Annotated in this window: 11 protein-coding genes and 2 pseudogenes; 1 reads left to right on the plus strand and 12 read right to left on the minus strand. The window is 61.7% G+C overall.

Annotation, left to right across the window (positions count from 1 at the left end; genetic code table 11):
* Positions 1 to 118: 118 nt before the first annotated feature.
* The 12 genes and pseudogenes from B5F94_RS14850 to B5F94_RS14900 all read right to left on the minus strand — a co-directional run.
* A complete protein-coding gene (locus B5F94_RS14850) occupies positions 119 to 1,309 on the minus strand; it encodes a pyridoxal phosphate-dependent aminotransferase (RefSeq protein WP_087331248.1) in 1,191 nt (396 codons plus the stop codon).
* A complete protein-coding gene (locus B5F94_RS14855; RefSeq protein ID WP_087331250.1) occupies positions 1,306 to 1,782 on the minus strand; it encodes an Lrp/AsnC family transcriptional regulator in 477 nt (158 codons plus the stop codon). The genes B5F94_RS14850 and B5F94_RS14855 overlap by 4 nt, the downstream gene beginning before the upstream one ends.
* A gap of 192 nt (positions 1,783 to 1,974) precedes the next feature.
* On the minus strand, positions 1,975 to 3,057 hold the full coding sequence (locus B5F94_RS14860) for a hypothetical protein (RefSeq protein ID WP_087331251.1): 1,083 nt from the start codon (positions 3,055 to 3,057) through the stop codon (positions 1,975 to 1,977).
* A 74-nt stretch (positions 3,058 to 3,131) separates the two neighbouring features.
* A pseudogene (locus tag B5F94_RS14865) lies at positions 3,132 to 3,623 on the minus strand (sigma-70 family RNA polymerase sigma factor); the annotation flags it as partial.
* A gap of 24 nt (positions 3,624 to 3,647) precedes the next feature.
* Complete coding sequence (locus B5F94_RS14870) at positions 3,648 to 5,042, minus strand: recombinase family protein (protein ID WP_158100300.1); 1,395 nt, start codon at positions 5,040 to 5,042, stop codon at positions 3,648 to 3,650.
* Positions 5,043 to 5,118: 76 nt separating this feature from the next.
* Positions 5,119 to 5,244, minus strand: a complete 126-nt coding sequence (locus B5F94_RS17075; protein ID WP_275533481.1) for a hypothetical protein — start codon at positions 5,242 to 5,244, stop codon at positions 5,119 to 5,121.
* Between the two features lie 82 nt (positions 5,245 to 5,326).
* A complete protein-coding gene (locus B5F94_RS14875; RefSeq protein WP_087331255.1) occupies positions 5,327 to 6,043 on the minus strand; it encodes a HesA/MoeB/ThiF family protein in 717 nt (238 codons plus the stop codon).
* A gap of 9 nt (positions 6,044 to 6,052) precedes the next feature.
* A complete protein-coding gene (locus B5F94_RS14880; protein WP_087331257.1) occupies positions 6,053 to 6,301 on the minus strand; it encodes a MoaD/ThiS family protein in 249 nt (82 codons plus the stop codon).
* A gap of 1 nt (position 6,302) precedes the next feature.
* Positions 6,303 to 8,201, minus strand: coding sequence for an aldehyde ferredoxin oxidoreductase family protein (locus tag B5F94_RS14885; protein ID WP_087331259.1), 1,899 nt, complete (start codon positions 8,199 to 8,201; stop codon positions 6,303 to 6,305).
* Positions 8,198 to 8,626, minus strand: coding sequence for a 4Fe-4S binding protein (locus tag B5F94_RS14890; protein ID WP_087331261.1), 429 nt, complete (start codon positions 8,624 to 8,626; stop codon positions 8,198 to 8,200). The genes B5F94_RS14885 and B5F94_RS14890 overlap by 4 nt, the downstream gene beginning before the upstream one ends.
* Positions 8,627 to 8,693: 67 nt before the next feature.
* Positions 8,694 to 9,896: an iron-containing alcohol dehydrogenase gene (locus B5F94_RS14895; protein ID WP_087331264.1), complete on the minus strand. Its 1,203-nt coding sequence runs from the start codon at positions 9,894 to 9,896 to the stop codon at positions 8,694 to 8,696.
* 113 nt (positions 9,897 to 10,009) lie between these two features.
* A pseudogene (locus B5F94_RS14900) lies at positions 10,010 to 10,315 on the minus strand (sigma-70 family RNA polymerase sigma factor); the annotation flags it as partial.
* 186 nt (positions 10,316 to 10,501) lie between these two features.
* Here B5F94_RS14900 and B5F94_RS14905 point away from each other — a divergent pair.
* A partial coding sequence (locus B5F94_RS14905; protein WP_143383318.1) for a GntR family transcriptional regulator occupies positions 10,502 to 10,783 on the plus strand: 282 nt, incomplete at its 3' end.

Genomic DNA, 10,783 nt, shown 5'->3' on the forward strand with positions numbered 1-10,783 from the left:
CTCTTTCAATTTGACCGGCGCTTGCGCGGCGGTTCTTTTCTCATACCCTTTTTTCGCCTTCTCCTGTGCCTGCAAATTTTTCTCATTTTCCTATTGATTTTTTATTTGCAGACTTTTCTTATTCCTGCTCTCTGGCCTGCTTTTTCTTCAGGTTGGTCAGGAAGTTGTCCATACGCGTCAGGGCCTCGGCAATATCCTTCATGGAGGTGGCGTAGCAGCAGCGGACGAAGCCCTCGCCGCCGGGGCCGAAGGCGGAACCGGCGATAACGGCCACCTTCTCCTCCATCAGGAAGCGCTCACAGAACTCATCGGAGCTCAGACCGGTGCCCCGGATGTCGGGGAACACATAGAAGGCCCCTCTGGGCTCAAAGCAGGGCAGGCCAATGCGGCGCAGACCCTCCACCAGATAGCGGCGGCGGCCGTCGTACTCGTCCCGCATATGCTCGATGTCGCCGTCGCCGTTGCGCATGGCCTCAATGGCGGCGTACTGGCTGACAGTGGGGGCGGACATGATTCCGAACTGGTGGAGTTTCAGCATCTGCTTGATGACCGGGGCGGGCCCGCAAACGTAACCCATCCGCCAGCCGGTCATGGCATGGCTCTTGGAGAAGCCGTTGACCACGATGGTGCGGTCGTACATATCAGGCAGGTTGGCCATGGAGACGTGGTGCTGGCCGTAGGTCAGCTCGGCGTAGATCTCGTCGGAGAGCACCATGATGTTGGTGCCCCGCAGCACCTCGGCAATGGCCTCCAGATCCTCCCGGCCCATGATGCCGCCGGTGGGGTTGGATGGGAAGGGCAGCACCAGCACTTTGGTACGGGGGGTAATGGCGGCCTTCAGCTGCTCGGGAGTGAGGCGGAACTCATTCTCCGCCTTCAGCTCCACATACACCGGGGTACCGCCGGCCATGGAAGCCAGAGGCCCGTAGCACACGAAAGAGGGCACAGGCACGATGACTTCGTCGCCGGGGTTAAGCAGGCAGCGCAGAGTCAGGTCAATGGCCTCGCTGCCGCCTACGGTGACCACGATCTGGTCGGCAAAATTGTAGTGCAGGTCGAACCGGCGGGCCAGATAGGCGGCAATCTCCCGCCGCAGCTCCGCCATACCGGCGTTGCCGGTATACTTGGTAAAGCCCTTCTCCAGGGAGTAGATGCCGGCGTCCCGGATGTGCCAGGGGGTAACGAAATCGGGCTCACCGATACCCAGGGAGATGGCGTCCTTCATCTCCTCCAGAATGTCAAAAAAGCGCCGGATGCCGGAGGGCTTCACATCCTGGATGCGCTTACACAGTATCTCGTCGTAGTTCATGAGAAAATCCACTCCTTCGGCTGCTTCTCCTGCTTTTCAAAGATCAGGTGCTTTTCCTTATATTTATGCAGGATAAAGTGAGTGGCGGTGCCGGTCACATCCTCCAGGGTGGACAGGCGCTCCCCCACGAACTGGGCTACTTCCTTCAGGGTGCGGCCGGAAATGATAACGGTCAGGTCAAAAGCGCCGCTCATCAGGTAGACGCTCTCCACCTCGTCGTACTGGTAGATCCGCTCGGCCACCCGGTCGAAGCCCTCGCCCCGCTGGGGGGTCACCTTGACCTCGATCAGGGCGGTAACCGCCTCCCGGTCGGTGCGGTCCCAGTCCACGATGGCCTTATAGCCCAGAATAATTTTTTCATCCTCGTACCGCTTGATCTCCGCCTTCACGTCCTCCACGGACATATCGGCCATAGATGCAAGCTGTTCGGGGGTCAGAGTGCAGTCTTGTTCCAAAAGCTGGAGCAATTTCATGGCTGTGCTCCCTCCTTCTTCTTATCAGCGATTCACACAGGTCTGTAGAAAGGCCTATTATATGATATTATATACGGACGGTTTCAGAAATACAAGAGTACAGATGGAAACTTCAAGGGCTGTCTGTCTTACATTTCCATGCAAAAAGACAGGCCCCAGGGCTTTTCAGCCCCGGGGCCTTATGCGCTTGGATTACAGCACTCCCTTGCGGACGTTGACCACAAAGTCCTGCACATTGGTGACGATGGTGCGTACCGACAGACTGCCCCGGTCCCGCAGCTTGTTCACCGCGAACTCGGAGATATCCACCGAGTAGAAGTACACCGGGCGCACCACTCCGTTCACCACCCGGTAGGAGGGGGTCATGTTGCCGGTGGCCACCGTATGGAGGGTGGAGGCCATACAGATCACGGTGGTGGCGTTCCTCACCAGCGCCCGCATGGCATCCTGGCCCTCATACACATTGCCATACACCTCGGGCAGGGGGCCGTCGTCCCGGACGGAGCCCACCAGTACGAAGGGCACGTTGTGGTTGACGCACTCGTAGATGATGCCGTCCTTCACCTTCCCGGAATGGATGAAGGCGGCGGTGGACCCCGCCAGCCGGACGGCGTTGATGGTATCGATATGGTTGTAGTGTCCGTTGGGCATACTCTTCTGGGTGTAGATGTCCTGACCCAGGGCAGTGCGGAGATAGCCCGCCTCCAGATCGTGGGTAGCCAATGCGTTGCCCGCCAGCAGGCCGTGGACATAGCCACCCCGCACCAGAGCGGCAAAGGCGTCCCGGGCGTCGTGGTCAAAGGCACAGGCGGGGCCCATGACCCACAAAATGCGCCCGTGGTCCTTCTCATGGCGGAGCAGTTCATAGATGGAGTCGTAATCCATGGAGTAGGCGGTCTCCCGGGAGCGGCCCTGACGGAAGGAGAAGGTCTCCTGCTCCCCTTTTTCCGTCTCAAAGCCATCGGCGTAGATATAGATGCCCTCCGAGGCATCCTCCGTCCGGCCTACTACCACCGGCTCGCCCTCTTTCAGGTTGCGGAACTCTACCACGGCAATCTTGCCATCCCGCAGGACGGCCACGCAGTCCATGCGGCTCTCCTCGGCCAGCAGCCACTCTCCGTTGACCTTGAAGTATTCCGGGAAAATACTGGTGGCGTGGTAGCCTTCGGGCGCCACACCGTCCCGGGGGGCGGGGTGGAAGGTTACGCTGGGGGCGTTCTGGAACATGGGCTGGGTAAAATCAGGGGCATGATACTCAGGCAGTACAAAGCTCATGGGAATCAGAACTCCTTTCCGTCGTTTTGTCACCTCCATTGTATCATGACGGCCCCAAATCCGCAATCTGTTCTTCAGAGATCCTTTTTCATCCGGTTTATTGCACTTTTTTCCAGTCTGGAGACCTGAGCCTGAGAGATGCCCACCTCGGCGGACACCTCCATCTGGGTCTTGCCCTCAAAAAAGCGCATCCGTAAAATCCGCTTCTCCCGGTCGGTGAGCCGCTCCATGGCCTCCTTCAGAGCAATGTGTTCCAGCCAGCTCTCGTCGGTGTTTTTGGAGTCCTTTACCTGGTCCATGACGCAGATGGTATCCCCGCCGTGTTCGTAGACCGGCTCGTAGAGGGACACCGGGTCCACGATGGCATCCAGAGCAAATACCACGTCCTCCCGCTTCAGTTCCAGCATCCTGGCGATCTCCTCCATGCTGGGCTCCCGCTGGTGCTCGTTCATGAATTTCTCTTTGGCCTGGAGCACCCGGTAGGCGGTGTCCCGCATGGACCGGGACACCCGGAGAGAGGAGTTGTCCCGGAGGTAGCGGCGGATTTCCCCAACAATCATCGGCATGATACTGCTATTAGGGAAAATTCTCTATGACTCCGCCCCATGCTTCAAAAAGGTGTAATAAATCTCCACTTTGGGTCCGTCCACCACAATGCGCTCCACGCAGTCCCGGATCACCGCCTGCCGCTCCTCCAGGGTGAGATTTGGCCAGCTGTCCTTGATGCCCGCCGCCTGCTCCCGCAGGTCCTCCAGCCGGGCGGACCGGCGGCAGGTGGCCTGCTCGGTCTCATAGTCCTGCCGCAGAATCTCCAGCTGCCGGCGCACCTCCCGCACCTCGTCCAGCAGCACCGGGTCCTCCCCCTCGGCAAAGAGCTGGTAGAGCCGCCGCAGCTTGCTCTCCAACTTGTCCATCTCCCCCTCCAGCTGGGTCAGGGGATCGGGGACGGGGTCAATCTCCTCCCCCAGCCGGGCGGACACCTGGAACAGGTCGTGGAGCACCTGCTCCTCCAGTTCCTCCGCCCACACCGCCTCAGCCTGGCAGTTGTCGCCTTTTTTCATGTGGGGCTTGGAGGGGTCCCGGCCATAGCAGCGCAGCTTATAGCCATTCTTGCCCCAGCGGATGTATCGCATCCGGGCGCCGCAAGCGCCACAGTACACCAGTCCGGTGAGCAGGTGACCCCCTCCGGCGGCTCGGTGCTTGGTAGCCCGCTCCTTCATCCGGTCCTGAACCAGATAAAACAGCTCCTCGGGCACGATGGGCTGGTGAAGGCCCTGGTACTCCTCCCCCTTGTAGGTGATGAGGCCGATGTTACTCTTGCGGGTAAGGATCTGGGTCACCAGCTTGTCGTATTTCAGCCCCATTCTGTGGGCGATCCGCTGGGCGGACCATCCCTTCAGGTAGAGCTCGTACATCTGCCGCACCCGGGGAGCGTCTGCGTTGGGCACCAGAATGCCGGTGCTCCGGTCGTAGTCGTAGCCAAAGGGTACCCCGCCGCCCCCCATCCAGTAGCCCTGCCGCACCCGCTCCACCATGCCCATTCGGGTACGCAGGTAGATGTTTTCCCGCTCCAGCTGGGCAAAGGCGGACAGAATACCGATCATGGCCCGCCCGTATGGGGTGGAGGTGTCAATGCTCTCATTGAGAGAGATAAAATCCACCCCATGGGGCAGAAATACGTCCTCAATGAGGTAGAGGGTATCTTTCTGGCTTCTGGACAGCCGGTCCAGCTTGAACACCACCACCGTGGCCACCTGCCCGCCTCGGGCATCGGCGATGAGCCTGGTCATCTCCGGCCGGTCCAGATTGCTGCCGCTGTAGCCGCCATCGGTGTAACAGCGGTAGTTGTCCCACCCCATAGCCTTGCAGTAGGCCTCCAGCCGCTCGGTCTGGGCCTGGATGGAGTAGCCCTCCTCCGCCTGGGCCTCGGTGGACACCCGGATATAGAGGGCCCGCAGGGGCTGGTTTTCCACAAGTTCCGTCATGTTTCTCTCCTGATGCTGTGTCATGGGGTCCATTGTACCGTATTGTCCCTATTCGCCGCAATTCCTTTTTCTTCCATCACTGTTTCCGTCCTCTGGCCCTGGCCTGCCGCAGCAGACGGACCAGCACCGGATTTTCCACCTGCTGGGGCGGCAAATTCTTGCCGGACACCGGCTTGCCGTTCACATAGCGTCGCACTTCCATGGTATCGCCTCCGCTCTCAGTGTGCCCGCTTTTGTCCGAAGGCAGACAAAAGGACCCGCCGTTTTCACAGCAGGTCCTTCCATCAACATCTTCCGCAGACGGGGCAGCCCGTGCCCCGCTCCACCGGCACACGGTCCAGCTCCAGCCGCTTGCCGTCGTAGAGCAACATTTCTCCCGGGATGGGATTGTGCCCCAGCAGCATCTGGAGGGCAACGGTAGCCATCAGGGAGGCCACCGCTCCGGTAACTGCCCCCAGGGCCTGACCACCCTCCTCCGGCGTAGTCCCGGCATAGCAGCAGGCCAGGCAGGGTGTTTTTCCAAACTCCACCGCCATCACCGAGCCGTACCAGCCCTCCACCCCGCCGTTGACCAGTGGGATCTTCCTTTTGGCACAGGCGGCATTGAGAGCCAGCCGGGCAGGCAGATTATCCACCGCCGCCACTGCCAGTTGGCAGTCTGCCAGCAGCTCCATTCCAGTTTTCTCGTCCAGCCAGGCCTCCACCCCCTCCACCCGCAGGTCCGGGTTGAAGGCGGACAGCCGCCGGGCGGCCGCCTCCGCCTTGGAGCGGCCCAGGTCGGCCTGGTCAAAGAGGAACTGCCGGTTCAGGTTGCTGAGGGAGACGGTGTCCCCGTCCACCACCACCAGCCGCCCCACTCCGGCCCCGGCCAGGGCGTAAAGCAGCGGGCCCCCAAGGCCTCCAGCCCCCGCCACCAGCACCGAGGAGGCGGCCAGCTTGTGCTGGCCCTCTTCCCCGATCTCCGGGATGGCCAGCTGCCGTCGGTATCGCTCCAGTTCCACAGCACCCTCCTAACCGCCGCCGCACACGGGGATGAACTCCACCACACTGTCCGGTCCTGTGGGGGTGCGGAAGCCCTTCTCCGCCCCAGCGGAGCGTTTGTCCACAATGATGTGGCTCCGCTTGGCCAGCCGGTAAGCCTCAACCCCGCGGTACTTCTTGATCTGATCCAGCAGCCGGGACACGTTGGTCCCGTCTATTGGTTCCTCCCGGCAGCCGGTGAGGTCGGCCAACCGGCCGTGGTAGCGCACCAACGCCATCTTATCCCCCCTCCGGCAGAGGGATGCCCAGGTGTTTCAGCCGCTTGGCGGTGGGCACGCCGTGGGCGTCCCACCCCCGGACCCTGTAGTACACCGGCAGCATCTTGTCCAAAGGCACCACCGTGTCCGGCCGGTCCGGGTCCTGGGGCGTTCTGGTGAGCCGTCCGGGCAGGGCGTCGTCCGCCGCCGTCAGACCCTCCCGCAGGTTGTACAGCCGCTCCACATTGTAGCTGCGCTCCCCTACAGTAAAGAATTTGCCAATGGTCATAGGCAGGCCGGTGACCAGAGAGATGGACTTGCTGTGGGGCACCAGCATACAGTTGATGGGCATGATCCAGGGCATGAACTTCCAGATTTGCCCCAGCAGGGGCCGGGCAGACAGCATCACCTTGCCCGCCGCCCGGCAGGCAAAGCTGGCAGGTCCAAATTTGAACAGGATACCGGGGATCATGGCCTGCATGGTAAACAGGCAGAACCCGGCGGCGGAGGCCGCCTCCATACCGTTCTGGAAGAACACCGTCAGCTCCGGCTTGCCCTTGGGGGTCTGGGCGTCCATGCTGATAACACCCACCGACTCCAGAAGGGCCAGATAGCCGCCGTTCAGGTGGCAGCCGCCCCGGTTGGCGGTGGCGTAGCCCAGTCCCATGCCCACGCTCTTCCGGGGCTCATAGGCGGCCAGCTCCAGCCCCTTGGCGTGGATGGCAAAGTCGGCGCCGCCGTACTTCTCGCTTAAGGCCTTGCTGCCGATGGACAGTTCCCCGGCAGGACCCCGGCGGTAGGCCACATCCTCCACCACCCGGGGCAGGTCCTCGGGCTGGCCCGGCTTCAGGCCGAAGTCTCCCATCCCCTTCTCCTGGAGCTCCATGGCAAAGGCGATGGTGCCCGCCAGGGAGATGGTGTCCATGCCCAGCAGGTCGCACTTGTAGTTCAGCTCATTGATGAGATCCAGGTCCCGGTTCTCCAGGTTGGGTCCAAAGAGGCCCAGGGTCTCGTACTCCGGCCCCTTGACCTCCTTGCCTTTTACCTTCACCCGCCGCTCGCAGCGGATGGGGCAGCTGACGCAGCTGCTGTTGCGGGTGAGCCTGGTGTCCGCCAGGGTCTCGCCGCTGACCTCCTCGTAGTGCTCGTACCGGCCCCGGGTAAAGTTGTGGGTGGGCAGCACGCCGGAGGCGTTGGCCTTGCTCACCAGACCCGCCGAGCCGTATCGAGGCAGACTGTCCCCGGTCATGGGGTGCTTTTTCAGCAGCTTGACCCACTTGCGGGTGTGGGCCTCGAAGCCCTCGGGATTGGCCTTCACCACCTCACGGGTGCCGTAGGCAATGACCGCTTTCAGATTCTTGCTGCCCATGACCGCCCCGGCCCCGCAGCGCCCGGCCACTCGCTCGCCGCTGGCGGCGCAGGCAAAGCGCACCCCGTTCTCTCCGGCTGGGCCGATGACCAGCTTGCCGTACCGCTCCGGCAGTTCTTCCTGGGTGCGCTCAGTGTCCAGGCCCTGGAGTTGGGGACAGGCCTCGATGCGGATCTTGCCGTCCTCCACCACCACCATGCTCAGCTCCGGGGCCTTTCCGCACAGAATGAGTCCGTCAAAGCCCGCCTTCTTCAGCAGCATCCCAAAGGGTCCGCCGCAGTTGGAGGAGGCGATACCGCCGGTGAGGACGTTTTTAAAGGTCATGTTGAACCGGCTGGAGCTGGGGGCGCCGGTGTCGTTCATGGGTCCGGTGTTGACGATAAGCACCGCCTCCGGGCTGAGGGGGTCCAGCCCCGCGGTCGTCAGATCGGTGAGCAGCCGGGCCCCCAGGGCCTTGCCACCCAGATATTGCTCAAACAGTCTGGCGGAGATGGTACACTTCCGCCACCGGCCGTTTGTCAAGTCCACTTGGGCATAGACCGGCAGGATCATGCTCCCACCCCTTCCTTCATGGTGATGGCCCCAATGCCGCAGGCCCGGGCACACAGACCGCAGCCCACGCAGTTGTCCGGAGCGCTCAGCTGGGCGAATACCTCCAGATCCCCCTTCTGCCGGGGCAGGCTGATGGACAGGCAGGAGAAGCCGCAGGCAAGCACACACATGGAGCAGGCGGTACACAGCTTGGTGTCAATGACCGGTCTGGGCCACTTTTCTTTGGGTACTTTATGGCTGTAGAGGCCGGGCAGGGGCCCCTCGATGGCCCCTCTCGGGCACACCCGGCCGCACACCCCGCACTGGGTACAGCGGACGGGATCAATGGTATGTACCTGCTTGACCGTGCCGGTGATGGCCCCCACCGGACAGTTTTTAGCGCACAGAGTACAGCCCACACAGTTTTCTGTGATCTGGTACGGCATCCAGACCCCTCCTTCACGCATCATAGAAAAGCCCGCCCCGCAGCCGGGGCGGGCTTGACGCCTGAACTCAGGCCTCTTCCTTGGCGCACACCGCCTCCATCAGCTTGCGGGCGTGCTCCCGGGTGAAGTACCGGGGCACCGGATAGGTGCCGTGGCACTCCTGGAAGGCCATGTCGATAACCTCCTCGATGGCGGAGGCGGGGAACTTTTCAAACCGGTTGGGAATGCCCATCTGCCGGTTGAGCTTATAGAGCAGCTTTACGAAGCGGGTGGCTTTGATCTGGTCGCTGTCTCCCGGCATCCCCAGCTTGAGCATCCGTCCCAGCTCGGCAAAGCGCTTATAACACACAGGCAGGTAATAGCGCATGATATGGGGCAGCAGCACCGCATTGGCCAGGCCGTGGGGCACGCCGAACTTGCCGCCGATGGTGTGGGCAAAGGCATGGACGTAGCCCACATAGGTACGGGTAAAGGCCATACCTGCGAAGAAGGAGGCGGTGAGCAGGGCCTCCCGGCCCTCCAGATCGGTCGGGTCCTCCTGGACCTTGGGCAGGTACTGGAAGATAAGCCGGACGGCAATGCGGGCCTGGCGGTCGGTCTCCTCGTCAGCGTAGCCCGCCACATAGGCCTCCAGGGCGTGGGTCAGGGCGTCCAGAGCGGTGTGGGCGGTGGTGTGCTTGGGCAGGCCCACCGTCAGCTCCGGGTCCAGAATGGCAAACATGGGCACCAGCTTGGGGTCCAGCAGCTGCTTTTTGCTGTGGGTGGCGGAGTCCGAGATGATGGCGGCCACGGTGGTCTCGCTGCCGGTACCGGCAGTGGTGGGCACCGCGATAAGGGGCAGGGGCCGGCGGCGCACCTTCAGCATTCCGGCCAGGGCCTCGGCGCTGGTGTGGTTGGCCACGGCGGCAGCCACCGCCTTAGCGGTGTCCATCACCGATCCACCGCCTACTGCCACCACGGCGTCGCAGCCGGAGCAGGCCTTTTTGGCCTCGGCCACAATGGCAAAGGTGGGATCGGGCTGCACCCCGTCATACACGCTATGCTCCACTCCGGCGTTCCGGATGCTCTCTTCCACCCCATCCAGCAGGCCGGACTGATGGAGGAAGGAATCAGTGATCACCAGGGCCTTTTTGGCGCCCAGCATTTTCAGCAGGCGGCCTGCCTCTTTGGCACGGCCCGGCCCAATGTAGGTCACAGGGGTAGGTTTGCTGACGATTTTGATGACCGGTTTACGCACGGCCACGCTCAGCTTTGACATGGTGGTATTCATAAGATCCTCTCCTCCTGACCGCCCGCGGTCCGCGGTTTGTTTTCTTTATTTTACCACCAACCTACTCAAGAATCAAGATTCTGAAACCTGGAGTTTGAATTCAAGTATTTCTATTTCCCCAAAATACCTATCATCGGCACGCCATAGGTGGAAAAACGCACGTCCAGATCGGTGTTGAAATTATCAATGGCTTTAATGAGGCCAATGCACCCTACCTGAAACAGATCGTCGGCGTTCTCACCCCGGCCGGAAAACTTCTGAATCACCGACAGCACCAGCCGCAGGTTGCCTGCGATAAGCTGTTCCCGGGCCTCCATGTCCCCCTGCTTCACCCGCCGGAGCAGTTCCATGGTCTCCTCGTTTTTCAGTACCTTCAGCTTTGCCGTGTTGACGCCGCAGATCTCAACCTTTCCCTGCATGGCCCCTGCCTCCTTCTCTGTGTCTGTGTTCAGTATGTCCCCGACGGTTCCTTTCATACGGCGACCCCTGCGGCAATCTTTTTTATCGTGGGACCGCTTTCGATGGACTTCGGTGTCTCTTGTGTTCTGACCTTATTTCCGCTATACTGAACAAAAAGAAGAATCAGGTCAGACAGGAGGATCTCTATGCTCACGCCTATTTTGGACAGCAGTGCTTCCATGCCCTTATATGAACAGCTCTACCGCCACATTCGGGGGGAGATCGAGGCCGGGCGGTTGGCCGCCGGGGAGCGGCTGCCCTCCAAGCGGGCCCTGGCCGCCCACCTGAAAATCAGCGTGGTAACGGTGGAGGGAGCCTATAATCAGCTGCTGGCGGAGGGCTACCTTCGCTCCCAACCCAAGCGGGGCTTCTTCGTGCAGGCGGCGGAGGCAGCCCCCGCCAGAACCTCCCCCGGCCCTCTACCCCCA

The sequence above is a fragment of the Flavonifractor sp. An4 genome, from assembly GCF_002161755.1.
GTDB lineage: Bacteria > Bacillota > Clostridia > Oscillospirales > Oscillospiraceae > Flavonifractor > Flavonifractor avicola.

Excerpts from the sequence above, each read along its gene's own strand:
- B5F94_RS14850 (WP_087331248.1), bottom strand. The coding sequence starts at position 1,309 with ATGAACTACGACGAGATACTGTGTAAGCGCATCCAGGATGTGAAGCCC.
- B5F94_RS14855 (WP_087331250.1), bottom strand. The coding sequence starts at position 1,782 with ATGAAATTGCTCCAGCTTTTGGAACAAGACTGCACTCTGACCCCCGAA.
- B5F94_RS14860 (WP_087331251.1), bottom strand. The coding sequence starts at position 3,057 with ATGAGCTTTGTACTGCCTGAGTATCATGCCCCTGATTTTACCCAGCCC.
- B5F94_RS14870 (WP_158100300.1), bottom strand. The coding sequence starts at position 5,042 with ATGACGGAACTTGTGGAAAACCAGCCCCTGCGGGCCCTCTATATCCGG.
- B5F94_RS17075 (WP_275533481.1), bottom strand. The coding sequence starts at position 5,244 with ATGGAAGTGCGACGCTATGTGAACGGCAAGCCGGTGTCCGGCAAGAAT.
- B5F94_RS14880 (WP_087331257.1), bottom strand. The coding sequence starts at position 6,301 with ATGGCGTTGGTGCGCTACCACGGCCGGTTGGCCGACCTCACCGGCTGC.
- B5F94_RS14885 (WP_087331259.1), bottom strand. The coding sequence starts at position 8,201 with ATGATCCTGCCGGTCTATGCCCAAGTGGACTTGACAAACGGCCGGTGG.
- B5F94_RS14890 (WP_087331261.1), bottom strand. The coding sequence starts at position 8,626 with ATGCCGTACCAGATCACAGAAAACTGTGTGGGCTGTACTCTGTGCGCT.
- B5F94_RS14895 (WP_087331264.1), bottom strand. The coding sequence starts at position 9,896 with ATGAATACCACCATGTCAAAGCTGAGCGTGGCCGTGCGTAAACCGGTC.